Below are 24345 nucleotides of genomic sequence, written 5' to 3' on the forward strand. Positions count from 1 at the left end.
ACCTGTTTTACGACGCATCCTTCTGGGGCCAAACTTCCTTTTAGGACGGCTATTCCACCTTCTGCGTGATAAGGGTTGTCCAAGGGCCTAATAACGTCTTCATCTATGACTCTAGCGCTCTTTAGGTTCTCTTCCACGGTCTTGGTGGTAACTGTCAGGCAGTCGCCCTTAACTAGCCCGGCTTCCGCAAGGCGCAGCATTACGGCTTGAACGCCTCCTGCCCTGTACAGGTCCTGTATATGGTGTTTCCCTGCTGGGCTCATATTGCACAAGTGAGGGGTTTTACGGCTTATTTTGTCCATCTCATCTAAGCTTAAGGAAACTCCTGCAGCGTGTGCTATTGCCGGCAAGTGTAGCGCCGTATTGGTGGAGCCTCCCAAAGCCATGTCTACGGCCACGGCGTTTTCGAAAGCTTCTTTTGTCAGGATGTCTCTTGGCTTTATGCCTTTTTCAACAAGTGTTACGATAATTCTGCCAGCGTCCTTGGCAAGCCTTTCCCTGGCAGCGTACACGGCGGGTATAGTTCCATTGCCGGGTAAAGCCAATCCTAGAGCCTCCATCATGCAGTTCATAGTGTTTGCCGTGAACATGCCTGCGCAAGAGCCGCAGGTGGGGCAGGCGGAATTTTCCAGCTCAAGAAGCTCCTCAAGGCTCATTTTCCCCGAGTCGTATTTGCCCACCGCCTCGAATACGGAGCTTAAGTCCACTTCACAGCCTTTGTGTTGGCCTGCCAACATTGGCCCACCGCTTATTATTACGGTCGGTATGTTGAGCCTTGCTGCAACCATGGCCATGCCGGGAATTATTTTGTCGCAGTTGGTGACCATGACAAGGCCGTCCAATGCGTGGGCTTTTGCCATGACTTCGATGGAGTCGGCTATGAGTTCCCTACTGGGCAGGGAAAACTTCATGCCCTCGTGGTTCATGGCAATGCCGTCGCAAACGCCTATAACAGGAAACTCCAATGGAAGGCCGCCACCTGAATAGACTCCGCACTTAACTGCCTCGGCCACCCTATTGAGGTGAGTGTGCCCTGGTATTATGGAGTTGTAGGCGTTAACTACTCCTATCCAAGGGCGGTCAATTTCCCAATCTGTAAAACCACCAGCTTTTAATAAGGAGCGGTGAGGAGCTCTTTCTGGGCCTTTTTTCGCTTTGTTGCTGTTCATTACAATCCCTTCCTTCTAAATAGATTTCTTTTACATTGGGTATTATTGGTTTGCGGCTAAGCCACGTTATTGCACTTGCTACATATATCTATGGCAACGGGAGGGGTTGCCGTCCCTATGGCCAGCCCTATGGAAATAATGACGCCAAAATGGATTAAATTACCCCCTAGTTGAGCTACAGTTTCCTCCCGCCATATGTATCAACGTACCTGCTGCCTTATCGGGGAACTTCGTAGAAGGCTAGGTTCCATCCGAAGAGCTTGGGCGTAGCGATGAATGTTGTTCTACCATGGTACTACCAATCAATAAATATTGTAATATAATGATTGCTAAGAGGCAAGAAAAAACGAAAAGGTGTGGATTTATTTGGCTAAAGGGCGAAGGAAACTTGCGGAGGAAATCTTGGGTAAGATAAGGGATAAATCAATTTTGGTGGAGGGCAAGAAATTGCCTTCGGAAAGGGAGTTGGCGAATCTTTTTAATGTCAGTAGGAATTTGCTGCGAGAAGCTTTAGTAGTGTTGGAGTGTTTAGGTGTTATAGAGGTAAGAGGAAGAGAAGGCCTTTTTGTAAAAGATGAGGTTTTTGTGGGTTTTTCCCCTAATTTGAAAAGCGTAGTTTTATGGCCCGAAAATATGCTGAGAGACCTGATGGAAATGCGGGAGATTATTGAGGTCCCTGCTGCAGGAATAGCCGCGCGAAGGCGCACGGCAGAAGATTTGAAGAAGATGGAAGAATGTATGAAACATCTGGAGGAAATTTACCTGCACGGAGAAAAGTTCGATGGAGAGGGAGCCAAATGGGATGCCCTTCTCCATATGGCCGTTGTGGAAGCTTCTGGCAACAGAATATTGGTGAGGTTCTCTGAAGAGTTCGGCTACATCATGGAAAAATATATAGGCCAAAGCAGGTCCTTGGTATTTTCACAAGGGAACTGGCCGAGGATAATCCTCGACCAGCACCGCGCGCTCTTTGAGGCCATAAGGGACAAGGACGAAGCTAGGGCCAAAAAGGTAGCAATGGAACATATAGAGCTTGCTAGAAAAAAGTTCGCAGGTTAGGCATTAGAGCTCCACGTCTGAGGCAAAATTTTCTACCTTGTTTTTGTAGCGGGAGACTTTGGCCCAATATTTCCCTACGGAGCCTCCATAGTACCTTTGTAAGGCACTCTTTGTGCTTTTGTAGTGTTTGAGGTAGCGGGATAGTAGTAATGTTCCCGCAGCGATGCCCTTTTCAGGATCGTAAAGCTCTGATTCTGATTTTATGCCATTTGCCATTAGCAGATTGTAGTGAACATGCCATGCTACCTGCATTACCCCCATGGCACCAAAGCCACTTTTGGCCTTTGGATTGAAATGGCTTTCGGTATTGGCCACTGCCACAGTGAGGCTTAAAGGGGTTTTATACTTTTCGCTATAGTAGAGAAAAGCCATTGCCTCACGCCAGGCCGTTATAGCATCTACCTTCGGGTTTTGCCTCTTTATGTACAGCGCTAGGACTGCTGCTTTTTGCTGCTTTTTCTTGTTCCAGCTCCACAGGTACCGAATTTTGGAATCTGGTTTTTTCAGGTAGAGTTTATATACCTCTATAGGAGATGTTCCCATTTCTTTCATCGAAAAAACTACCGACTGATCCAGTGAGCCAATTATTTGTTCTCGCCAGACTTTCTCTTTTGCCCTTTCCCATACGGCTAAGGGTGAGGCCTCAAGAGCGTGACCCATGGTAAAGTTTACGATAATCGCTATAATTGCAACCAGGGTTGTCGCTTTGAGGATTTCTATGCTAACTTTTCGAATCTCAAATCGCTCCTTTCGAAAATAGAAAGAATATTTAAATAGCTTCCAAAGTGGGAATTATACACACAAATGTGAAAAATGCAACTTTTGTATAACAATTTTTTTCTGGTTAGGCAGGGTGCCAAAGGAGTTGATTTCACCTTGAGATATACTACTGAGCAGATGGTAAAATTGGCAGTTCTTTCCGCTTTAGGGTTGGTTTTAATGTTTTTCGTGAGATTTCCTGTTATACCTAGCGCACCTTTTCTTGAGTATGAGCCAGGGGATGTTCCGGCTCTTATAGCTGCTTTCTTGTATGGTCCAGTCTCTGGGCTTGTGGTTACCTTCGTAATTGTAGTGGTACAGGCTTTTACTGTGAGTGCCGGAAGTTCCTGGATAGGGGCTGTGATGCATTTTGCTGCCACCGGGTCCATGGTGTGGGTAGCAGGGACGATATATAAGAGACGCCGCACCTATAGAGGAGCTCTTGTGGGGCTATTTTTAGGCTCTTTAACGATGACAGCTTTGATGATCCCTTTAAACCTAATTTTTACAGCCATGTTTTTGAATCTCCCAAGGGAAGCCGTTAAAGACATAATATTGACGGCTGTTATTCCCTTCAATATATTTAAGACAGCCGTCAATTCTATCCTGACAATCCTTTTATATAAAAATGTAGGAAAGCTCCTCAAACAGTAGGAATAGCGGACATTTAAAAAGGCATATTTAAGCACAGTGCAATTTTATGCAAAAACGTGCACCTTCCTCTTTCTCTTCTGCATATATATTCCCTCCGTGGCCCTTAATTATCCTTTGGGCTATGGCAAGCCCTAAGCCATAGCCTCCAGTCTTGGAGGCATATCTGGATCGGTCTTTTTCTCCTCTCTGGAAGCGCTCAAATATAATGTCCTTTAATTCATATGGTATCCCTACTCCATTGTCATCTATGCTTACGAGAAACCACTCTCCTTCCTTTTTCAAGGACAGGGTTACCTTGCCTCCTTTATGGTCTTGAAATCGTTTTCTGGTGTATTTTACGGCGTTTTCAACGACATTCCAGAAGGCTCTTCGCAATTCCTCCATGTCTCCTAAGATTGCGGCCTCATCTGGCACAGCACAGGTGATGGTTATTTTTTCAGCTGCAGGTAAATTCTTTGCTTCCTCCGTAAGGTTCTTGAGCAGAAAAGCGAGGTTGACTTTCTCCCGTTTAGGCTGATGTGGGCGAGATTCTAAACGAGAAAGAAGCAAGAGATCATCTACCAGGGCAGTCATCCTCTCCTGCTGGGTAATTATCTTTTTTGCAAGTTCTTTTGCCTCTTGATGGCTCATTTTTTCATTTTCAAGGAGCAGTTCAGCAGCTCCTCTTATTATGGCAAGAGGCGTCTGCAGCTCGTGCCCTGCGTCGGCAACAAAGGCTTTTCTTGATTCCTCCAGGAGTATCCGTTCGGTTAAATCAGTTATTACTACCATGACACCCCATTTTATGGTAAGGCTCTGGGCCTGAAGGTAGCGTTCAATTTTATTTATGGACGTAAAGGTTATCTTGGAATCTTTGCCTTGAAAGGCCTTTTCTAGCAAGTTAATAAGTTCTGGAATTTTTATGACGCTCTGGAAGGGAAGGTCCTTGGAAAGATTTGGCGCTTCTCTCAATGCATAGGAGATGGCGCTATTGGCATATCTTATTTTTTCATTTTTATCTATGACCATTACTCCTATAGGTAGGGAATCAAGGAGGGACTCCAGGTAGCATTGTTCCCTCTTTAGGTCTTCCATCGTTTTTTCCAGCTTTTTAGACATGTTCTCCAGAGCCTCGGAAAGCTTGAAGACCTCCAAGATATTTGCCTTTTTGCCGATGGAAAACTGGCCTTTTTCATTCTTCAAGGCTTCTTTTGTGAGGTCCTCAAGAGGTTTGGATATCTGGCTCGAGAAGAAAAGTCCTACTACGAGGGCAATGCATCCTGCAGCAAGAAGGGAGAAAAGCAAGCTTTTTCTTGCCTCAAATATGGCTTGGTCCATATATGATAGAGGCAATGACACCCTCAGAACGTAAGGCCTTCCTTCATTGTCCGCGACGCTTCTTGCCATGTAGAGCGATTCTTCCTTGATGCTTCGGCTGTAACGAAGGTCTTTGCCAAAGCCCTTGAGCATGGCTTCCCTTATTTCAGGCCTGGAGGCGTGATTGTCAAGGGTCTTGGGATCCAGCTTGTTGTCATAAATGACTGTTCCATCAAAGGTTATCAAGGAAATACGATTGGAGGCGCCTGCTTTCCATCGCTCAGCGTTGGAGATCAGGCCATGGATGCCATCCTCTTCTATTACTGCTGAGAGCACTTCCATTAAAGAGAAAAGGGAGTTTTCTGCTTGCCTGTATAGCTGGTTTTCCACGTTTTTCCCTATAAAAAACCAACCTGAAATGAGGACCAAAACCACCACTATGGCGACTAAGTCGGTCATTTTGCCCTTAAGAGTCCTCATGCGCTTTTCTCCTTCCATTTGATCATATAGCCTCTTCCTCTGACGGTATGGAGGAGTTTTGGGTTTTCAGGATCTTCCTCTATCTTACGCCTTAGTCTTGAGATATGTACATCCACGGTTCTGCTGTCTCCGAGGTAATACCCCCACCCCTTGGCAAGGAGCTCCTCTCGTGAAAGAACCCTCTCCTTATTTCGTGCCAAAATCTCTAAAAGGTGATACTCTGTGGGGCTCAGGTCCAGATTTTCCCCCCATAATGACACTATTTGCCTTTCAAAATCCATCTCTAAGGGGCCTATCTTTATTGAGTTTTCTTTATTATTGTTGGCTTTACTTCTTCTCAACACGCTCCTGACTCTGGCTGCCAGCTCTATGAGGGAAAAGGGTTTGCGTATATAGTCATCGGCTCCCAGATCCAGCCCTGCTACGACGTCTTGTTCATCCCTTCTAGCGGTGAGCAGTATTATGGGAATAGCAGAAGTTTTTTTGTTTTCTTTTAACCTGCGGCATACCTCCCAACCGTCCATTCGGGGGAGCATGATGTCCAGAATTATCAGGTCGGGCAGTAATTTTTCTGCCATCTCAAGCCCTGTATCGCCATCAAAGGCCCTCTCGATCTTGTAGCCGTGGCGCTTTAGTGCGTCTCTTAATATGTCGGACAGGGCTTCTTCATCTTCTACCACCAGAATGCGTTCGGAGTGCATCTTTTAATCCCTCTTTCCTGACTCTTCAGTGCGTTCCAGCCGCCTTCTGTAGCTAGAAGCCCTTATGAACTTGCCGGTGCACATGTAGACCGTGTGTTCGCAAAGGTTAGTAACGTGATCTCCCGCCCTTTCCAGGGCTCTGGATACTAGAATTAGCTGCATGGCCTGTTCTATGTTACGAGGATTTTCCATCATGAGCACTACAAGTTCCCGGAAAATCTGCTTATCCAGATCATCTATCTCGTCATCCATAGAGCATATTTTTTTTGCTTCGTCGGGATTCTTATCCACGAAGGCTTTTAAAGCCAAATCGACCATTTCTCTTATTTTCTCCCCCATGCGAGGGATGTCAATTAGGGGCTTTATCAGCTTTTCCCTGGAGAGGACTTTGGCGATTTTGGCTATGCTGACCCCAAGGTCGCCTATACGCTCCAGGTCCACAGACATATGCAATATAGAAGCTATCATGCGTAGATCCATGGCTACGGGTTGGAATCTGGCAATTATCTCAAGAGCCTGCTCGTTTATGGATTGGGTTATTTCATCTAATTTGTCATCTCCTTGCATTACTTCTTCTGCTAGATTTGTGTCACCTTTTTTAAGGGCCCATATAGCCTTATTTATGGCATCTTCTGCCAGAGCACCAAGCTTCATAAGCTTGTTGTACAGGGTGCTCAGTTCTTTATCAAGGGCCTTTCTTCCAGTCAAGTGATTGGTCATGGTATCACTTCCTTTCCTTTATTAAACATAGTGCCAAAATGTATGTTACGTTTATCCAAACCTTCCGGTTATGTAGTCTTCCGTTCGCCTATCTTTAGGTGATGTAAATATCTGCTGGGTCGGACCATACTCAATCATTTCACCCATAAGGAAAAAGACAGTTATATCTGAAACCCTGGCAGCTTGTTGCATGTTATGGGTGACTATGACCACCGTATAGGAGCTGCTTAGCATCCTTACCAATTCTTCTACTCTCGCCGTAGCCATTGGGTCCAGCGCGGAAGTAGGTTCATCCATAAGTATTACTTCCGGTTCTACTGCTATGGCACGGGCGATGCAGAGCCTCTGCTGTTGCCCCCCCGATAAAGCTGTTGCGGGCTTGTGGAGCTTATCTTTAACCTCATCCCACAGTGCGCTGCCTTTTAAGCTTTTTTCCACTATTTCATCCAGCTTCCCCTTGTCTTTCACCCCATGAAGCCTGGGACCGTAAGCTACGTTATCGTAGATTGACATAGGAAAAGGGTTGGGTCGCTGGAAAACCATTCCAACCTTCCTGCGAAGCTCTATGGGGTCCGTTTCGGGGGAGTATATATCATTTTCGTCTATTAATATTTTACCGGTTATCCTGCAAGAAGCTATGAAGTCGTTCATTCTGTTGATGCAGCGCAAGAAGGTGCTTTTGCCGCATCCAGAAGGGCCTATCAAGGCCGTTACCGCCTTTTCAGGAACAGTCAAGGCGATATTTTTCAAAGCTTGAGTTTCCCCGTAAAAAAGGTTCAAATTTTCTACTATTATTTTATCTTTTCTGTCCATTGTTTCACCTTCTATTTTAAACTCTGATTCCTGCCTCTTAGGTGGGCCCTCCAGATTACCCCTATCAGGGTAATCCCAAGAACTAAAGCTAATAGCACTAGCGTTGTTCCATACTGTATTGGACGGGTTTTATCTATATTGGTTCCCGCAGTGGCTAGTACCAAGATATGGTATGGCAAAGCCATTACCTGGTCGAATAGGCTTTTGGCTATATTGGGTGCGAAAAAAGCTGCTCCGGTAAATATTATAGGTGCCGTTTCTCCTGCTACGCGCCCTACGCTCAAAATTGCGCCAGTTATTATGGAAGGGAAAGCAGCAGGCAAGACAACTTTCCTTATTGTCTGCCATCGTGTTGCTCCCATGGCGTAAGAGGCGTCTCTGTAGTCCTGGGGGACCGCCATGAGGGCCGATTCTGAAGCTCCCACTATTACAGGGAGGGCCAAGCATCCCAGCGTAAGCCCTGCAGATAGTAGGCTTGCTCCTATTTTTAGGAATATAACGAAGAAACTGAGGCCAAAAAGGCCGTATACCACCGATGGCACCCCAGCCAGGCTTCTTACGGCGAGCCTGAGCAGGCGGGTAAAAATGTCGTCCTTGGCGTATTCTACCAAGTAGACTGCGGTAAATACCCCTACGGGAAAGGCGAAAGCCATGGATACCACAATAAGTTGCAGCGTCCCCACCAAGGGGGTGAAGATTCCTCCCTCGGTCATCTGGTTTCTTGGAGGTTCCGTCAAGAAACTCCAGCTTATGGCGCTCCATCCTTTGGATACTAGAAATAAGATTATTCCTGCGAGTATGAAACACACAAGCGCCATAGATGCCCATAAAATCCCAGTTGCAATTTTGTCTTTTATAAGCCTGGTGTTCATGCCCTCAACCTCCTTGCCCTTCTTTCTATGAACATGGCTAGGAGGTTGAGGCCCAGCGTCAGCAGTAGCAACAATAACCCAGCAAAGAACAGGGCGTGATAATGAATTGATCCTACTGGGGTTTCTCCCATTTCTGAGGCTATAGTGGACGTAAGGGGCCTTACAGGGTCCGTGAGAGAAAGTGGAATGATGGCGGCGCCTCCGGCGGCCATCAGGACCACCATGGTTTCTCCTATGGCCCTCATTACGCCGAGTAATACGGCTTGTAGTATGCCGGGTAAGGCTGCAGGTAGAACGACTTTCGTTATGGTTTCAAGCCTGGTCGCTCCCAGGGCGTAAGATGCGTCCCTTAGGTCTTTAGGGATGCTTGCCAGGCTGTCCTCTGCCAGAGAAGTGACGGTTGGGATAATCATTATGCCCATAAGGAATGCCGCATTCAGAAGGTTGAGCCCAGAGTACGCCTCCAGGTGTTGAATCATCCACGGAGCCAAAACGACCATGCCTATGAATCCCAGTACCACAGACGGAAAGAATCCGAGGATCTCTATTACTGGCTTTAGTAGCTCCTTTAGCTTTCTAGGGCATATTTCTGAAATGAAAACGGCCAGCATTATGCTGAGGGGCACAGCAAGAATTGAAGCGGCTAAAGTTACAGATAAAGAGCCTACTATAAGAGGAAACATTCCATAGTCTGGGGGATCGTATGTGGGATACCACTCCATGCCGAAGAGCAATTGAAAGATGGAGACCTCTTTCAATATCGGAATGCTCTCTTTGACCAGAAAGAAAAGTATAAAGAGCATTATGGCTACCCCTATTATGGAAATAGTCTGTATGATTCTTTGTGGTGCCTTGTCTCCTCTAAGTGTGTTCCCCATAATTTAAGTCACCTGGTTTCTTGTGTAGGCTATGTTTTATTGCTCTAGCGCACGGGTATAAACCCTGTGGAGGCAACTATTTCCTGTCCGGCATCGCTGAGCACGAAGTTTATGAACTTCAAGGCTGTTCCCGTCGGCCAGCCTTGGGTGAACATAAAGAGGTAGCGTGAAATGGGGTAAGAGCCATCCAAAGCAGTCTTGGGTGTGCCCTCTATGCCGCCCACTGCGATGGCCTTAACGGAATCGTTGAGGTAACCTATTCCTATGTAACCTATAGCCGCGGGGTTGCCCGCAACGGTCTGAACCATGGCTCCGTTGGAGGCTACTACTAAAGCCCTGGGAGAGATCCTTTTTTTGTCCATCACCTTTTCTTCCCACACTTCAAAGGTGCCGGAGCTCGTATCTCTAGTTACGGCAACTATCCGCTTGTCCGGGCCTCCAACTTCCTTCCAGTTTTTTATTTTCCCAAGATATATGTTCCTCAGTTGCTCAATGGTTAAGTCCTTTACGGGGTTTGAAGGGTGTACCACTGGGAGCAGAGCGTCGACTGCAACGGCAAATGGCACAGGGTACCGTCCCTTTTCAACTGCCATAGCTACTTCTTTGTCCTTGATGAAGCGGGAAGACATGGCAATGTCGGTAGTTCCGTCGATAAGTGCCTTTATGCCGTTTCCACTTCCACCGCCGGAAACGGAAACTGTTATATCAGGGTAAGCTTCCATGAATTTTTCAGCGGCAGCTTGCCCTATGGGCAGGACTGTAGTGGAACCGTTGATCACAAGTTCGTCGGCAAAGGCAACCCCTCCTAGAACCCCTATCAGTGTTAATGTGAATATTGCAAGGAAGGCCACAAATTTTTTCACGATTCTTTCCCCCTTTGCGAATATTTGTTCCAGTACAAATTTTAGAGAGATTAAGTAACGAAAAAGTTACGAGATTGTTACAGTTTTGTAACAGAATTGGAAGACTATATATGGTTTTATGCCATTGCTTTTTACACAATCATATGGACCATATGGACTTGATTTACGTTTCAAAAACATGTTACTATGAAACCAAATTATCCTGATAAAAATAGATATAAGTGTAATTGGATTTATTTAAATAAAAAGCCGAAATAGTAGAACAAAGCAAAGAGAGGAGTGAAAGTAAGTAATGTTAAAGGAAAAGATGCAAGAAGCGCTCAACAAGCAGATCAACGAGGAGTTATACTCCGCCTACCTTTACCTTTCCATGTCAGCTTATTTCAATAATATAGGATTGAAGGGGTTTGCTAATTGGATGATGGTGCAATATAAAGAGGAAACAGACCATGCCATGAAAATTTATAATTATCTTCTGTCCCAAGGAGCGAACATAAAACTTTTACCGATACAGGAACCGCCCCATGAATGGAATTCGCCGCTGCATGCCTTCCAGGAGACCTTGAAGCACGAGCAGCACATAACCCAATGTATAAACGACTTAGTGGACCTAGCGGAGGAGCTCAAGGACAGGGCCACCTATAACTTCCTGCAGTGGTACATTGACGAGCAGGTTGAAGAGGAAGAGAATGACAGGGAGATAATAGACAAGTTGGAGCTCATAGGAGACAGCAAAAATGGCCTTTTCATGCTGGATAAGGAGTTGGGCCAGAGAGTCTATGTCCCGTTGATTCAGGAGGCAAGCTCCAATTAGGTTTTTAGGGTGAGATTTTAAGGAGGTGGGAGCATGGCGGAGATAAAGGAAGTATATAAGTGTGAGATTTGCGGCAATATAGTGGAAGTTCTTCATGGAGGAGCGGGCCAGCTTGTATGTTGCGGTAAGCCGATGAAGCTCATGGAACAGCGGACAGCTGATTCATCGCAGGAGAAACACGTTCCCTTCGTGGTAAGGGAAGGCGGAACTTACGTGGTTCAGATTGGCGAGAATGCTTTGCATCCGATGGAAGAAAAGCATTACATAGAGTGGATAGAGCTTGAAGTGGACGGAGTCTCTTGTAGGAAGTTCCTAAAGCCGGGAGACGAACCCAAAGCTGTATTTGAAGTGCCAGAGGGGAAAGTAGTGAAGGCAAAAGAATACTGCAATATCCACGGCTTGTGGGCAAAAGAATAGGTATAGGAGGGAAAAAGATGCAGAAGTACGTATGCAGCGTATGTGGTTACGTTTACGATCCCGAGGCAGGAGACCCTGACAATGGAGTAAATCCTGGGACTCCCTTTGAGGATGTGCCAGAGGAGTGGGTATGCCCCGTTTGCGGTGTTGGCAAGGATATGTTCGAGGCAGAATAATTGGATAAAGGCAAATAAATCAAATTATTGCTGTTGTAGAAAGGGCGCCCTGCAATGGGTGCCCTTTCTGTTGGGATTGTTTCGAAAGTGGACTTTAAAATTTTTTGTGATATTATTCTCAGCGAAACCACATCAGAAGAAAGGGGGGCTTCTTAATGGTGCTCATGCGTCGATGAGATAAGCATCCGAATGCGGGTTCCGCGTTCTTCCATTGCCAGAGAAGATATGAGGGATGCCTTGTCTCTGTGATTTTGGCATGGCACCATTTGGGAAGCTGTCCTGAACTGTAGAGAGCTTCAAGCGCTTCCTTTTGGCTTCTCTGGAATGGAAGAAAAGGCGCTCTTATTTTAATTCCAGGGCCAAAAGGAGGTTATAAAATGTTCCCTCCTCCTTTAGGTTTCTTCCCATTGATAAGGTTTTAAACTATATTTTAGCAAGGCTTAAGTAGGAAGAAGGTGTTTTTATGAGACTTTCTGAGATGGCCAGAACCAGCGGTTGAGCCGCCAAAATAGGTCCGGCGGACCTTGAAAAAGTATTGAAAGGCCTCGTGCCCCCAGATAGGTCCAGGCTCGTTGCGGGCTGGGAGCATGGAGAGGACGCTGCCGTGTGGGAGATAGATGAGAATCGCCTGGGGATTTTGACGGTAGATTTCATAACTCCTGTGGTGGATGATCCTTTTGCCTTTGGCCAGATAGCAGCAGCAAATTCCTTGAGCGACGTGTTTGCCATGGGCGGAAGGCCGCTGGTAGCGTTGAACGTGGTTGGATTTCCTGTAAACTGCCAACCTTTGGACATATTAAAGAAAATATTGAGGGGCGGACAGGAAAGAGTGATGGCCGCTGGAGCGGTCCTTGCTGGAGGGCACAGTGTGGATGACGAAGAGCCCAAATATGGTCTTGTCGTTTACGGTGAGGTGAGGAAGGACCGCATTTGGAAGATCACAGGAGCCCAGCCAGGTGACGTTTTGGTTCTTACCAAGCCTATTGGTACGGGGATGATAGTAACAGCAATTCAAGCCGAGATGGATGAGCCTGGCGAAGCTGAAGCAGCCGTAGGCAGCATGAGGCTTCTCAACGATTTGCCACTAAAAATTCCTGAGGAGATGTTTAGGCAAGTTCATGCGTGTACAGATGTAACTGGTTTTGGGTTGATGGGACACCTGCTTGACATGCTTTCACGCGGAGAATTGGATGCTGTAGTAGACTGCAGCAAGGTGCCTGTCCTTGATGGAGCATTGGAAAAAGCAGAGATGGGGCTTGTGCCAGCAGGCACGTATAGGAACAGGGAGCTTTATGAACCCAAAGTGGAAGGGCTAGATTTAATAAGCCAATCCATGGGAGACCTGTTGTTTGATGCCCAGACCTCTGGGGGATTGCTTTTGGCTGTGCCAGAGTCGATGGCTAAGCTTTTCTGCGAGCAGTGCCACGAGGCGGGCTTTCTTAGAGCTTCCATCATCGGTAGATTTGAAAAAGGGAAGGGCAGGGTAAAAATTTTAAAAGGGAATATGTAATGGCTAGATTTTAAATGCATGCTAGAGGCTGGGAAGATGGAAGCCCACCCAGCCTAATATTTTCTAAATTCTATAAATAAAAAAACTGAAGCATATTAGAGTAGGGCTGTCTTTTGTGGTAAAATTAATCATAACGTGCTAAACTACAAAATAGTTAGTGCATAGCAGCATGGTGGTAAAGTTTAGAAAGAACAGGTTTGGGGGTAATAAGATGGTAGAACCTCCCAGAGATGAGAAAAGCACAAGGAAAAGAGCTGATAGGGATCAGTGGAAGCATACACTTGGTAACGCTAGGACAAAGCTGATGTTAGAGATGGAGGAGTTTGCCTTCCCTATTGGTGACCCTCCCTTTAATGCGCCAGGAGCCCCTAGAACTTTGGTGGATATGCTTGAAACAATGGTAAAGCTGGGAGCAAGTGACCTGCACCTGAAAGCTGGCTTTCCAGCCTTTATACGCCTTTTGGATACAGAAATTTACCCCTTTGAATTTATGGATCCTCTAGATGATGAAGAAATTTTTGCTTTTGTGGAGGAGCTAATATCTCCGGAACGTTATAGGAAGTATAGGGAAACAGGAGATGCGGATTTTGCAACATCTTTTTTAGGAGGAGAAAGGTTCAGAATAAATGCCTATATAGCTATGGACAGGCCCTCCATGGCCATAAGGCACATAAAATCTAAAATCCCCTCTATGCAGGAGCTTGGGCTTCCTTGGGTTATTTCCAAGTTTGCTCATAAGAACAGAGGGCTTATCCTAGTAACCGGACCTACAGGTTCTGGAAAATCTACCACTTTAGCGTCCATAATTGAAGATATAAATGCTAGGAGGAGGTGCCACATAGTAACTCTAGAAGACCCTATAGAATACGTCTTTACTCCTAATAAGGCTGTAATTGATCAGCGTGAGATTGGTAGGGACTCTGCCAGTTTCCATGAGGCTTTAAGGAGGGTTTTCAGGCAGGACCCGGACGTCATAATGGTAGGCGAAATGCGAGATTTGGAAACAATATCTTCAGCCATAACTGCTGCAGAGACTGGCCACTTGGTGTTGGCCACCCTGCATACCCAGGATGCCCCTGGAACGATAGATCGAATAATTGATATTTTCCCTCCTCACCAGCAGAATCAGATAAGAACCCAGCTTGCCAATATCTTAGTAGGTATTTGCAGCCAGCAGCTTTTGACCACGACCGATAATAAGAGGGTCCTGGCAACGGAGGTTCTTGTGGCTAATTACGCCGTTAGAAACCTGATAAAGGAAGGGAAACCCCAACAGATAAGAAACATAATGGCGACATGTACCTCGGAGGGTATGATGCTCATGGAACACTCCTTGGCCTCTTTGTGCAAGAAAGGTAAAATAACCAGAGAAACCGCTTTCTTGCATGCCTTCGACGTTAAAGACTTGGAGCGTTTCCTGGAGGAAAAGTAAAAATTACTCAAAAGGTTTTATGTCCTTGTAGCTCACGGAAGAGCGTTTTCTCTTTTTTAGAATTTTCTTGTCAAAATACCTTAAGCCTCTATTTATTAGCAAAACTATACCAACGCTGCCTGCAGCCAGAAGAAAAAGATCCAAGGCAACGCAAATGCCTACTGCTGCCGTGAAAAGTATGGAAGCAGCAGAGGTAAGGTATATGACTGTTTTGCGCTCCTGATATTGAAGGATAGTTCCTGCACCAATAAAGCTTATGCCCAGAACTATGGCTTGAATGACTCTTATGGGGTCCCCTCGGACAAAACTTGTTTGTTCTATTGACGTGCAATAATTTATTATTATGACTTTCCCCAAAAGGACAAACAAGGTAGATGCTCCTGCTATTAACATGTGGGTTCTCATGCCAGCAGGTTTGCCTATGTTCTCTCTTTCCACGCCTATGATGCCGCCGAGAAAGACAGCTACAATAACTTTTAAAAGTGCAAGAAGTTGGAAATTTGTATCCATCGCCTATTATTCCTCGTCCTTGTGGGTTAATTTTTTATTCCCTTAATCGCTGCATGCGCCTTTTTTCATCGTACATTCTTTGGTCAGCAAGCTGTAAAAGTTGTGTAAGTTTTTTACCATCATCAGGGTAAAAAGCAAGGCCAAAATCAGCCTCTATGTGGTATTTTTCAGGAAGTTCTTCAATGTGGATGCTTGAGAGGGCATTTCTGAGCCTTGATATGGCAGTTAGAACCTCTTCATGGGGCACATTGGGGAAGAATATTACAAACTCATCCCCGCCAAAGCGGGCACAAAAGTCGCTTTGGCGGAGAGTAGACCTTAGAACCTTGCCTACCTCCCTAAGAACTTTATCTCCTACAAAGTGCCCCAGATTATCGTTTATAGCTTTGAATCCTGCAAGATCCATCATGGCAAGGGATAACTGCCCTCCGTAACGCAAAAGCCTATGTTGTTCCTCTTTAAGCCTGGAAAACAATAAAAATCTGTTGGGCAATCCTGTAAGTTGGTCTATAGAAGCTTGTCTTTTTATTATTTCCATGCTTTCTGTGACCTTCCATAGGACCCCAAGCTGATCAGCAAATATCTGGAATATTTTTTCGTCATCTTCATCAAAGGGAACAGTTCCCTCAACGGATATAACCCCCAAAAGTGTACCTGAGAAAATAATAGGAATATCTAGTTCTGAAGAGATATTATCAAGGAATGGGAAAAAATCTTCACTTTCTGATGTTGATGGAGTATTTATTATCCTCATCTCTCTTGCTGCCTTGTAGCTTAAGCCTTTCCCCGACTTCTTTAGTTTATCAGACAGTTTGCTAAATTGCTCTTTATTTAAGCAACTTGCGGCCTTTATGGAAAGAGATACTTCGCTTTTATTTGGGTCTTCCTGGGCTAGGATGCTGATATTTGGGTAATTTAGTTTTTCCCCAATTAGGGATACTGCTTTATCGAGGAGGCCCTGTAGGGTAGTTTCTCCAGAGAGCTCTCTTATTACCTCGTGAAGGATTATCAGGCGATGATTGTATTTTTCGAGCTTAAATTCCTTTTCCTTTATGCTAGTTATATCCATCAAGGTTTCCACTGCTCCCAAGACGCTGCCCTTATCATCCTTGATGAGAGAGGCAGTAAAATACAACCAAATTCCCCCATTCAGGTTTGGGAAGAAATCCTCTCCTTCCCAGCTTCCATTATTAGATGCCGCGACGTGGCACTTTTCTCCGTAAAAAGAACGGATTTTTTCGGCTTCAGCTCCGTCCAGGAGAAAATCTGCTAGTATAGGGCGGGGAGGGTCGTAAAAACCAAGGCTTTGCCAGTTTTTGCCGTGTATATCTTCTTTTGCAATGCCCGTCAAAGCTTCACACGTTCTGTTCCATGCAATTATCTTGTGCTCTTTGTTCAGCATAAATATAGGTGTAGGTATTTTATCTAGAAGTTGTTCTATTTTTTCTATATTACCCATCTTGAAGAAATTCTCTAAAGGATTCATCTTCTCCCACCCTTTTGCTTTTTTATGGCCATTTACTATTATTTTTCGGACAACTGGTTCAAAAGTTCAGTAATAGCTTCATCCAACTTTTTAAGTTCTTTGCCGTAAGAAGCCCAGTCTCCCCTTTGGGCTGCATCTTTGGCGGCTTCGAAGGCCCTTTTGGCTTGCTGGGCAAGGGTTTCGGCAGATTTTGTTTCCTTAAGGTCTCCATGAGGTCTCTCTTGCTCAGAGGGCAAAGATGGCTTGGCCTTATGTGTCACCGTTTCCGGGGCACTCCCAAGAAGCCTTGTCAATGCTTCTTCAAGGCGCTCGCCCCAGGCTACCCTTCCTCCTGAGGAAACGATGACTCGCTTCAATTCCGGCAGGTCGCTATTTTCTGCCCTAAGGTACAAAGGCTCCACATATAGCAGGGAATCGCCCGTGGGTATAACCAAAAGGTTGCCCCTTATGACGTCTGATCCTCTCTGACTCCATAGTGAAAGCTGGGCGGATATTTCTGGGTCTTGATCTATCAGAGCCTCAACTTGAGTGGGGCCGTAAACTAGCTTTTGTTTGGGGAACTGGTACACCAAAAGCTCTCCGTAATTGTCACCATCAGACCTGCCGGCTATCCACGCTATCATGTTGTCCCTGCCTACGGGGGTGAAGGGAGCAATCAGCATGAATTCAGATTTTTTTTCTCCGGTAAGTTTCATTATTACATAATAGGCATCAAGCCCTCCAGCTTTGGTATTCTTAGGCAGTTCCCACACGTCTTCTTTGTTGTAGAAGGTATTTGTATCCTTCATGTGATATGTCCTGAATATTTCACTTTGTATTAAAAATAGCCCCTTGGGATACCTTACGTGCCTACGAAGCGTAACAGGAGCCTGGTCCATGGGCTTGAATAGAGTGGGAAAGATCTTGGCCCAAGACTGTACAAGAGGGTCTTTTTTGTCAGCAATGTAGAAGTTCATCTCTCCATTATAGGCATCTACGGTTATCTTCACACTGTTGCGTATGTAATTGATGCGCCCCACAGGGGTGCTAACAGGCTCAGAGTATGGGTATAGGTTGGTGGCCGTATATGCGTCCTGGACCCATATAAGCTTGCCGTCCATTATGGTGAGGTAGGGGTCGTTGTCATAAAGTAGGAATGGAGCTACTTTCCTGACTCTTTCACGTATGCTCCTATAGAACATTATCCGGCTTTCAGGCAGTATGGCATCGGTGAAGAGGATTTGAGAATCCTTGAACCTTACAGCAAAGGCAAGGCGCCTCAAGATGGAGCCTATTGCTACCCCTCCCGTTCCTTCGTAAGTTGTCCTGACGTTGGCTCCTCCCATAGGGTAATCGAATTCCTTTATTTTAGTTTTCACTAGTGCATACGGTTGGGCTTTTTCACCGTAGTAGATTTGAGGTCTTTCTATTGTCAGAGGCACGGATATTTTAGGAGGCAAATCCTTTATGAAAAACACCGGTTTCCCCTCGGGGTCTATCTCCGTTACTGGGTTCATAACTACACCGTAGCCATGAGTGAATTCCAGGTGCATGTTGACCCATGTTGGGTTTTGGAGCTGCTCAAGGTCCAACTCTCTAGCTGAAAGCATCACCTGCCTGTAAGAGTCACCCAGATTATATCTGTCTATATCTATATCGTTGAAGTCGTAGTAAGACCTTATTTCCTGAAGCTGCTTGTATGTCCTAAGCAGGGGGCGGTAGTCCCAGAGCCTTATGTTGCTGATCGTGTCCTTGTCCTTCTGTATCTGCTCCCACGTGACGCTTGTGGCAGGAACGAAATCCACTGTCTTTAGAGAGTCCAAGCCATAGGCCTTGAGCGTGCTATCTATGTTGTATTGGATGTATGGTGCTTCTTTTCGGTACTCATTGGGTTCAACCACATATTTCTGGACTATGCCTGGGTAGATGCCTCTTATAACTATATTTGAGGCCACCAATAATACCAAAGCAGCTGCAGCTAGCTTCCAGGTTCTCCTCATTATGTTGGCTATCAGGAGAACGGCAACAATCATTGACAGTACGAACATTATGTTGATGCCCAGAAGCCTTGCGTGGATGTCCGTATATCCGGCCCCGAACACTACGCCTTGGGGGGAGAAAAGGAGGTTGAATCTCTCAAGCCAAAAACCTGCACCCCAGGCAGCGACGGTAAGAGCACCAAGAATGGAGAGATGAGTCCTCGCTTTAGGAGGGAAGGAAAAGCGGTTTTCTTCTCTCATCCTAGGTATCCAAGCCAGGACGAAAATGAGAGCTGAGCCTAAAATGGCCGTTATAAGAATTCCCACAAGCCAGTCTTGAAGGAACGAGTAAAAGGGAAGATCGAAGATGTAAAAGGCTATGTCCTTGCCGAAGATGGGGTCGGAAGAAGCAAAAGGAGCCTTATTGAAATATCGAAGCACTAAAGCCCATTGAGATTTCACTCCTAGGCCGTTCATTATGGAGATTAACAAGGCAACTATTATTACCATTGCCCCGGAGCGTTTGGTTGGAATGGGGGTTATACCCTCTATGTCCATGGATGCCGCGCTTTTTCGAGCTAAAAGCCACGATATTGAAAGGATCACAAATGCTCCTATGCCTGCTGCTGCAAATAAACCCCACTGGGGAAGTATCTGTTTCCAAAATACAGCAGAAAGCCCCCTTGCCTGAAACCACAACAAATCAGTGTAGAACTTCGTGAACGCTGGAAAGAAGATAGTGGAAAGTACCAGAAGCCCCAAGAGAATAGACAGGCTCTTTTTAAATTTAAAAGATGGTAACTTAAAAGGGCTACCATTGTTATTTCCATGGAAAATATCTTTCATCGACATAATGTATCCCCTCAATTCCTGAGTTTAATTTTTTATAATATATCACACTGAACTAACACAACATATATTGTACCTGCTGAAAAGGTAATATGCAAAACACAAGACAGGGCAAATTAAGAGGTTTTTTGGTTTTTTATCTTCCATACGTATATGATAATAATTATGGTACATACTATTATGGTCACAATGGTTGTTTTGTGAAGAAATTTATTTACTAGTTCGCTGTTGTTGCCTACCCAATACCCTATAAAGGCCAATATTACGACCCAGATGCCTGAACCTAAGGCCGTGAAGGTTAAAAAGCGTTTCAAGGGCATTCTGGCGAGGCCTGCAGGAAGGGAGATTAGTTGTCTTATCCCTGGCAAAAGCCTTCCAATGAAAGTGCTTATGTGTCCATGTCGTACGAAAAAAACCTCAGATTTTTGGAGGGTTTTTTCACTTACGAGAAAATACATGCCCCATCTTTCAAAGAAAGGCCTCCCCATTTTCACCGCAATCCAGTAATTGAATATGGCCCCTAGCAAACTGCCGACAACTCCGGCGAGTATGACTATCCCAAGGTTCATCTGTCCTTTGGATGCCAGGTATCCCGCCGGGGGAATAACCACTTCGCTGGGGAAAGGGAAGAAGGAGGATTCCAAAAACATCAAGGCTACAATGCCTGGATATCCCATGTGTCCTATGGTGTTTACAAGAAAGTTAATAAGAGGATCAAACATTCTGCCTTATCACCTAGTTATAGCCGTTTTTGCGGCCCTTTATGGACTGAATCTCTATTTTTACAACACATACAGCGCTCAGGGCCTTTTCAGGGAAGTGCAATGTCTTTCCTGCGTATTGTTTTACTATTATATCAAGGCCTTTTCTTTTTTCTTCCGGAGTTTCCAGAATGATAGCCTTGCCATACCCTATTACGCTGCGATATTTAAGGGTCCATTCACAAGGGTCTTCGTCAGAAACAACCTCAATATCGCAGTCAATTTCAAAGCATACGTGAGGGTCGTCCCTTATGCAGTCTATCTTTTTGCCTCCACCGAACCCGTGGAAATATATGGCACCATCCTCGTACCCATAGCACAATGGAACCACATACGGGAAGGGGCTTCCGTTGAAGGCGACCCTACATATCTTTTCTTTTTTCAATATTTTTTCTATTTCCTTTTGCTCAGTTATCTCCTTATCTTTTCTCCTCATGGGCCTATCCATTTTTTGTTCCTCCTATTTTATGTCTGGGGTGTGTGCTTTCAAGCTTTCGGTGATCTTCAAAGCTGTTGGGGTTGCCGCAATGCCGCCCAAGCTGGTTTCCCTCAGTGTCTCGGGGAGGGCTCTGCCAACCTTGTACATGGCATCAACTACCTCATCAGGTGGGATGGTAGATGTTATGCCCGATGAAGCCATATCTGAGCAGATGGCCGCAAGGGATGTCAAAGTGCCATTTCTTTTTATACAAGGAACCTCCACCAGCCCAGCGACAGGGTCGCACACCAAACCCAGGATCGACTTTATCACTAAAGCCGCACTGTGAGCAACTGCCTCAACAGAAGCGCCTCTCATATAAGTCAAAGCTCCGGAGGCCATGGCGGAGGCCGCTCCACATTCTGCCTGACACCCTCCCTCCGCTCCTGCCAGGGTAGCCCTTGAGGCTATGATAGCTCCTATTCCTCCTGCCGTTATGAGCCCTTCCAGGATGGTCTCTTGTGGGAAGGAAAAAACTTCTTTCGCTGCGAAAAGAATCCCCGGCAGGATCCCGCAGCTTCCTGCCGTAGGGGCTGCGACAATCCTTCCCATGGAGGCGTTGTATGTTGCCACTGCCAGGGCTATCTGGCACGCTCTAGCGATGAACTTGCCAGAGAAAGGTTGATTGCCCTCTTGGTATTGGCCTATCTTGTAGGCGGTGTTCGGGACTATTTTACCTGAAGGTTTAGAACACAGGGCCTCTTCCACAGAATGCCGCATCTCCATCAGGCGACTTTCCATTGTTTTTTTGATGGAGGAAACCTCCTCGCCGTAATCCATGCTTTGTTTTTCCAGAAATGCTTCTGGAAAGGAGAGATTTTTTGTGTTCGCAATGGAAAGAATCTCTTCGAAAGAAAGCATATATATCACTCTCCTAGCTTTAGGGGTAAGACCCTGAGTATTTCAGCATGGCAGCGAGAAATTGCATCTATTATCGCTTTAGAGGGGTTTTCGTCAAGTTCTACAACCATCGCTGCTCCCTTGCCCCGACCCTGCCTGTGGAGCGTAAGGGTCGCAATGTTCAGCCCATTTGATGCCAACACACCTGTTATTGACGCTACAACCCCGGGGGTGTCCTTGTGGAAAGTTATTAGAGCAGGCAAATCTCCAGAAAGTTCCAGACGGAAGCCATCTATTTCCATGAGTTTTACTGCGCCACCGCCTACGGATGCTCCAACCATTTCCATGGAAGTGCTTTCGTTTTTGAACAGAAACCTGGCGGAGTTAGGGTGGGCTCCGTCTTCGTGCTCTTCCCTGAAGGACCACTGAATTCCTTTCCTTTTCGCTTCTTTTCTTGCGTTGGGTATCCTGGGGTCGTCTGGCGAAAAACCTAAAAGCCCCGCAAGTATTGCCACGTCAGTTCCGTGCCCCCACCACGTGGCGGCGAAGCTGCCCCTTAGAAATATGGTAACATCTTTAACAGGCCTGCCCCATATCAGCGCTGCCAGTTTACCTAATCTTGCAGCCCCTGCTGTATGGCTGGATGAAGGGCCTATCATTACTGGGCCTATCACTTCTTCTAATCTCATTGTTCCTGTATACCTCCACATTCATGTTTTATATTATAAAGAGCCATTGCTATGTCTTGAGCAGTTTCCTTGAAGATGGTTTTCTCTTCCTCTGTGACGTTGTATTCTCTGGACAGTGCTACGGTGATTAGCCCAAAGACATGCCCTTGATACTCCAATCTGGCAGACATGGAATATTTGTTGGGGTATTCGTCAAGTAGGGGAATGTAACTGCACGGTATTACCTCTTCTTCAACTATTACGTCAGGGGATTCCAGGACTTTCCGGCTTGACATGTTTAGCTCTTTGCGGCTCATCCTCTCGGATATGGGGGTGTCTCCGTCTATCATAGCTGCTTCATAAATGGTAGCCAGATAGTTTTTTACTTCCAATATGGCTATCCAGACGTTTGGATAGCCGTGGTTTACTATGAGACTGACGCAGATGCTTTGGATTAGCCTTGTTGGGTCCTTTTCGGTATTAATCAACCTGTGGATATCCCTTACTGATTTTAGAACTGTATTAAGGCGTTTCAGTTTTTCCTGGGCTTCTTTTAGTTCTGTTACGTCCCTTCCTACGCTTTGTATCTCCACTAAATTCCCGTTTTTGTCGAATATTCCCCTGTTGCGCCATTGAACGAACTGTTTTTTCCCGTTGGGAAGCTCGTTATATATCTCCGTGGTCTTAACAGGGGCCTTGGGAGATAAAAAAGACAAAAGTTCTTTTTTGAGCCTTTCGGCTGTTTTGGGGTCTTTACAATCGAAGATAGTGCTTCCCAGAAGCTCTTCTTTAGGTATGCCCTTGTATCGACAGTAGGCGTCGTTGACGAAGGTAAGCACTCCTTGTGAGTTGAGGCGAACTATAAATTCGTCCTGGTCCTGGATCACGGCCTGGTATCTTTTTTCGCTCTCTTTTAGGGCCTCTTCTGCCTTTACTTGATCGGATATGTCTCGGTATATCACGTAGCACAGCATGGTCTCTTGATCCAGTATAAGGGGTACCTGAACAAGTTCAAGGTGCAAGATCTTGCCGTCTTTTCTTTGCCTTTTGACCCTCATATGTATGTTTTCTCCTGACCAGAATCTTCTGTCGATCTCTCTGGCTTCAGCCATTAGCCTGGCATCCTGGGCAACTATATTGTAGGACAGCTTTCCCGTAACTTCTTCCTTGTCATAACCGAAAAGCTGGAGAAAGGCAGGGTTGGTTCTTACTATTTTGCCTTTAGAGTCGCATATCATTATGCCCGATGGAGTAGCTTCAAAGAGCTTTTCAAAGAAAGCTTTTTCCCGCCTGAATGCATATTCGGCATTTTTCCTTTCAGTTATATCGCGATAAATGGTGTAGTCGTACACGGTACCATCTTCTAGCTCGAATGGGATCTGTAACAGCTCTACAGGTATGGCCTTGCCATCCCTTCTGAGCCGAACTGTTTCCAGGCTGATTTTCTCTTTGGAGGACCACATCATCCTGTCAATGGCCTCTGCTTCCTTCATTAAGTCAGGAGTTGGAGCCACTATCTCATTGCCATTTCTGCCCATTACTTCCTCTTTGGAATAACCGAAAAGCTGGCAGAACATCCGGTTTGCCCTTATAATCCTTTCTTCTCTATCACATATGATTATGGCCTCAGGAGAGTTCTCAAAAAGGCTCTCGAAAAAAGAATCTCCAAGGGTGGGACCTTTGGAATCTGCCTCTTTCTTCCTCTTATTTGGGAATATGGCCATGCAATGTCCTCCCGGATCTCAAAATAAGGAACAAGGTGGTGAGAATATTTTAACACGGTAGCTGGCAAATAGGGGATACGTTTATGGGTTATTAGAATTTATGGCCACAGGCATATAAGCCTTTTTGGGGGGTGGGGAAGTTTCGCCATATATTTTTGTAAGCTCCTTGTCTTCATAGATGCTGCTTTCTTGTGCCATTGCAGCAAGTCTTTTCTTTACGCCTGCATACTTGTCGGGCAAGTTGGCTACCACCAAGCAAGAGGCCTTATCTGAGGAATCGAAGCTGTACCAGACGGTTTCATCGCTAGATTCAGGTACTTTTCTGTCCAAGTATTTGGAGTAGAAAGACTCGGCTATCTCGCCCGAGGGCCACTGTTTTTTATCCTCATGATAGTATATCAGGGCCGCTGATTTCAAAGTGCGCATATCAGATATTATCTTCGTTGCCATAGCCTTAT

The 24345-nt window shown here is 45.7% G+C and carries 25 protein-coding genes and 1 pseudogene; 7 read left to right on the forward strand and 19 right to left on the reverse strand.

Features of this window, described 5'->3' with window-relative positions; all coding sequences use genetic code 11:
- Positions 1 to 1169: dihydroxy-acid dehydratase (locus H0Z23_RS06445; RefSeq protein ID WP_296868378.1), on the reverse strand; the 1169-nt coding region annotated here is incomplete at its 3' end.
- A 56-nt stretch (positions 1170 to 1225) separates the two neighbouring features.
- Positions 1226 to 1366, reverse strand: coding sequence for a TRAP transporter large permease subunit (locus H0Z23_RS09020; RefSeq protein ID WP_366928880.1), 141 nt, complete (start codon positions 1364 to 1366; stop codon positions 1226 to 1228).
- A gap of 169 nt (positions 1367 to 1535) precedes the next feature.
- Between H0Z23_RS09020 and H0Z23_RS06455 the strand changes: the two genes are divergently transcribed.
- Positions 1536 to 2228 (forward strand): FadR/GntR family transcriptional regulator, encoded by a 693-nt coding sequence (locus H0Z23_RS06455; RefSeq protein ID WP_296868380.1) that lies wholly within the window; start codon positions 1536 to 1538, stop codon positions 2226 to 2228.
- 3 nt (positions 2229 to 2231) lie between these two features.
- On the opposite strand, the gene H0Z23_RS06460 is transcribed toward H0Z23_RS06455, so the two are convergent.
- A complete protein-coding gene (locus H0Z23_RS06460; RefSeq protein WP_296868382.1) occupies positions 2232 to 2888 on the reverse strand; it encodes a transglycosylase SLT domain-containing protein in 657 nt (218 codons plus the stop codon).
- A 216-nt stretch (positions 2889 to 3104) separates the two neighbouring features.
- On the opposite strand from H0Z23_RS06460, the gene H0Z23_RS06465 reads away from it, so the two are divergent.
- Complete coding sequence (locus tag H0Z23_RS06465) at positions 3105 to 3641, forward strand: ECF transporter S component (protein WP_296868383.1); 537 nt, start codon at positions 3105 to 3107, stop codon at positions 3639 to 3641.
- Positions 3642 to 3668: 27 nt separating this feature from the next.
- Here the strand turns inward: H0Z23_RS06465 and H0Z23_RS06470 are convergent, their stop codons facing one another.
- From H0Z23_RS06470 to H0Z23_RS06500, 7 genes are all read right to left on the reverse strand, one after another.
- Complete coding sequence (locus H0Z23_RS06470; protein ID WP_296868385.1) at positions 3669 to 5417, reverse strand: ATP-binding protein; 1749 nt, start codon at positions 5415 to 5417, stop codon at positions 3669 to 3671.
- Positions 5414 to 6118 (reverse strand): response regulator transcription factor, encoded by a 705-nt coding sequence (locus H0Z23_RS06475; RefSeq protein WP_296868387.1) that lies wholly within the window; start codon positions 6116 to 6118, stop codon positions 5414 to 5416. Before H0Z23_RS06475 ends, H0Z23_RS06470 begins: the two co-directional genes overlap by 4 nt.
- A gap of 3 nt (positions 6119 to 6121) precedes the next feature.
- The gene (phoU, locus tag H0Z23_RS06480; protein ID WP_296868388.1) at positions 6122 to 6826 is read right to left on the reverse strand and encodes a phosphate signaling complex protein PhoU; all 705 of its coding nucleotides are present in this window, start codon (positions 6824 to 6826) and stop codon (positions 6122 to 6124) included.
- Between the two features lie 63 nt (positions 6827 to 6889).
- A complete protein-coding gene (gene pstB / locus H0Z23_RS06485) occupies positions 6890 to 7651 on the reverse strand; it encodes a phosphate ABC transporter ATP-binding protein PstB (RefSeq protein ID WP_296868390.1) in 762 nt (253 codons plus the stop codon).
- Between the two features lie 11 nt (positions 7652 to 7662).
- Positions 7663 to 8523 carry a phosphate ABC transporter permease PstA gene (pstA, locus tag H0Z23_RS06490; protein ID WP_296868391.1) on the reverse strand — a complete coding sequence of 287 codons (861 nt, stop codon included), beginning with the start codon at positions 8521 to 8523 and terminating at the stop codon, positions 7663 to 7665.
- Positions 8520 to 9401 (reverse strand): phosphate ABC transporter permease subunit PstC, encoded by an 882-nt coding sequence (gene pstC, locus H0Z23_RS06495; RefSeq protein ID WP_296868392.1) that lies wholly within the window; start codon positions 9399 to 9401, stop codon positions 8520 to 8522. The genes pstA and pstC overlap by 4 nt, the downstream gene beginning before the upstream one ends.
- Positions 9402 to 9445: 44 nt before the next feature.
- Positions 9446 to 10264, reverse strand: a complete 819-nt coding sequence (locus H0Z23_RS06500) for a phosphate ABC transporter substrate-binding protein (RefSeq protein WP_296868394.1) — start codon at positions 10262 to 10264, stop codon at positions 9446 to 9448.
- Between the two features lie 292 nt (positions 10265 to 10556).
- Here H0Z23_RS06500 and H0Z23_RS06505 point away from each other — a divergent pair, with 292 nt between their 5' ends.
- From H0Z23_RS06505 to H0Z23_RS06525, 5 genes are all read left to right on the forward strand, one after another.
- Positions 10557 to 11078, forward strand: a complete 522-nt coding sequence (locus H0Z23_RS06505) for a ferritin (RefSeq protein WP_296868396.1) — start codon at positions 10557 to 10559, stop codon at positions 11076 to 11078.
- A 33-nt stretch (positions 11079 to 11111) separates the two neighbouring features.
- Entirely contained in the window at positions 11112 to 11495 is a 384-nt protein-coding gene (locus H0Z23_RS06510; protein ID WP_296868398.1) for a desulfoferrodoxin, read from the forward strand.
- Between the two features lie 17 nt (positions 11496 to 11512).
- The gene (gene rd, locus H0Z23_RS06515) at positions 11513 to 11671 is read left to right on the forward strand and encodes a rubredoxin (protein WP_014162220.1); all 159 of its coding nucleotides are present in this window, start codon (positions 11513 to 11515) and stop codon (positions 11669 to 11671) included.
- A 463-nt stretch (positions 11672 to 12134) separates the two neighbouring features.
- Positions 12135 to 13181 (forward strand): selenide, water dikinase SelD, encoded by a 1047-nt coding sequence (selD, locus tag H0Z23_RS06520; protein ID WP_296868402.1) that lies wholly within the window; start codon positions 12135 to 12137, stop codon positions 13179 to 13181.
- Positions 13182 to 13392: 211 nt separating this feature from the next.
- Positions 13393 to 14613, forward strand: coding sequence for a type IV pilus twitching motility protein PilT (locus tag H0Z23_RS06525; protein WP_296868404.1), 1221 nt, complete (start codon positions 13393 to 13395; stop codon positions 14611 to 14613).
- 3 nt (positions 14614 to 14616) lie between these two features.
- On the opposite strand, the gene H0Z23_RS06530 is transcribed toward H0Z23_RS06525, so the two are convergent.
- The 9 genes and pseudogenes from H0Z23_RS06530 to H0Z23_RS06570 all read right to left on the reverse strand — a co-directional run.
- Positions 14617 to 15123, reverse strand: coding sequence for an MgtC/SapB family protein (locus tag H0Z23_RS06530; protein ID WP_296868405.1), 507 nt, complete (start codon positions 15121 to 15123; stop codon positions 14617 to 14619).
- A gap of 34 nt (positions 15124 to 15157) precedes the next feature.
- Positions 15158 to 16609, reverse strand: coding sequence for a diguanylate cyclase (locus tag H0Z23_RS06535; RefSeq protein ID WP_296868407.1), 1452 nt, complete (start codon positions 16607 to 16609; stop codon positions 15158 to 15160).
- A 38-nt stretch (positions 16610 to 16647) separates the two neighbouring features.
- Entirely contained in the window at positions 16648 to 19419 is a 2772-nt protein-coding gene (locus H0Z23_RS06540) for a UPF0182 family protein (RefSeq protein WP_296868408.1), read from the reverse strand.
- A 113-nt stretch (positions 19420 to 19532) separates the two neighbouring features.
- Complete coding sequence (locus tag H0Z23_RS06545) at positions 19533 to 20138, reverse strand: DedA family protein (protein WP_296868410.1); 606 nt, start codon at positions 20136 to 20138, stop codon at positions 19533 to 19535.
- Between the two features lie 13 nt (positions 20139 to 20151).
- A complete protein-coding gene (locus tag H0Z23_RS06550) occupies positions 20152 to 20625 on the reverse strand; it encodes a pyridoxamine 5'-phosphate oxidase family protein (RefSeq protein WP_296868412.1) in 474 nt (157 codons plus the stop codon).
- A 12-nt stretch (positions 20626 to 20637) separates the two neighbouring features.
- On the reverse strand, positions 20638 to 21516 hold the full coding sequence (sdaAA, locus tag H0Z23_RS06555) for an L-serine ammonia-lyase, iron-sulfur-dependent, subunit alpha (RefSeq protein WP_296868413.1): 879 nt from the start codon (positions 21514 to 21516) through the stop codon (positions 20638 to 20640).
- Between the two features lie 5 nt (positions 21517 to 21521).
- Positions 21522 to 22184, reverse strand: coding sequence for an L-serine ammonia-lyase, iron-sulfur-dependent subunit beta (sdaAB, locus tag H0Z23_RS06560; RefSeq protein ID WP_296868415.1), 663 nt, complete (start codon positions 22182 to 22184; stop codon positions 21522 to 21524).
- Positions 22181 to 23887: a PAS domain S-box protein gene (locus tag H0Z23_RS06565; RefSeq protein ID WP_296868416.1), complete on the reverse strand. Its 1707-nt coding sequence runs from the start codon at positions 23885 to 23887 to the stop codon at positions 22181 to 22183. Before H0Z23_RS06565 ends, sdaAB begins: the two co-directional genes overlap by 4 nt.
- 81 nt (positions 23888 to 23968) lie before the next feature.
- Positions 23969 to 24345, reverse strand: a pseudogene (locus H0Z23_RS06570) (hypothetical protein); the annotation flags it as partial.

It is taken from the genome of Thermovirga sp. (assembly GCF_017656375.1).
Lineage (GTDB): Bacteria > Synergistota > Synergistia > Synergistales > Thermovirgaceae > Thermovirga.

Bases quoted from the DNA above. Each gene is read 5' to 3' on its own strand.
- H0Z23_RS06460 (WP_296868382.1), bottom strand. From the start codon at position 2,888: ATGGGTCACGCTCTTGAGGCCTCACCCTTAGCCGTATGGGAAAGGGCA.
- H0Z23_RS06470 (WP_296868385.1), bottom strand. From the start codon at position 5,417: ATGAGGACTCTTAAGGGCAAAATGACCGACTTAGTCGCCATAGTGGTG.
- H0Z23_RS06475 (WP_296868387.1), bottom strand. From the start codon at position 6,118: ATGCACTCCGAACGCATTCTGGTGGTAGAAGATGAAGAAGCCCTGTCC.
- pstB (WP_296868390.1), bottom strand. From the start codon at position 7,651: ATGGACAGAAAAGATAAAATAATAGTAGAAAATTTGAACCTTTTTTAC.
- pstA (WP_296868391.1), bottom strand. From the start codon at position 8,523: ATGAACACCAGGCTTATAAAAGACAAAATTGCAACTGGGATTTTATGG.
- pstC (WP_296868392.1), bottom strand. From the start codon at position 9,401: ATGGGGAACACACTTAGAGGAGACAAGGCACCACAAAGAATCATACAG.
- H0Z23_RS06505 (WP_296868396.1), top strand. From the start codon at position 10,557: ATGTTAAAGGAAAAGATGCAAGAAGCGCTCAACAAGCAGATCAACGAG.
- H0Z23_RS06510 (WP_296868398.1), top strand. From the start codon at position 11,112: ATGGCGGAGATAAAGGAAGTATATAAGTGTGAGATTTGCGGCAATATA.
- rd (WP_014162220.1), top strand. From the start codon at position 11,513: ATGCAGAAGTACGTATGCAGCGTATGTGGTTACGTTTACGATCCCGAG.
- H0Z23_RS06525 (WP_296868404.1), top strand. From the start codon at position 13,393: ATGGTAGAACCTCCCAGAGATGAGAAAAGCACAAGGAAAAGAGCTGAT.
- H0Z23_RS06530 (WP_296868405.1), bottom strand. From the start codon at position 15,123: ATGGATACAAATTTCCAACTTCTTGCACTTTTAAAAGTTATTGTAGCT.
- H0Z23_RS06535 (WP_296868407.1), bottom strand. From the start codon at position 16,609: ATGAATCCTTTAGAGAATTTCTTCAAGATGGGTAATATAGAAAAAATA.
- H0Z23_RS06540 (WP_296868408.1), bottom strand. From the start codon at position 19,419: ATGTCGATGAAAGATATTTTCCATGGAAATAACAATGGTAGCCCTTTT.
- H0Z23_RS06545 (WP_296868410.1), bottom strand. From the start codon at position 20,138: ATGTTTGATCCTCTTATTAACTTTCTTGTAAACACCATAGGACACATG.
- H0Z23_RS06550 (WP_296868412.1), bottom strand. From the start codon at position 20,625: ATGGATAGGCCCATGAGGAGAAAAGATAAGGAGATAACTGAGCAAAAG.
- sdaAA (WP_296868413.1), bottom strand. From the start codon at position 21,516: ATGCTTTCTTTCGAAGAGATTCTTTCCATTGCGAACACAAAAAATCTC.
- sdaAB (WP_296868415.1), bottom strand. From the start codon at position 22,184: ATGAGATTAGAAGAAGTGATAGGCCCAGTAATGATAGGCCCTTCATCC.
- H0Z23_RS06565 (WP_296868416.1), bottom strand. From the start codon at position 23,887: ATGGCCATATTCCCAAATAAGAGGAAGAAAGAGGCAGATTCCAAAGGT.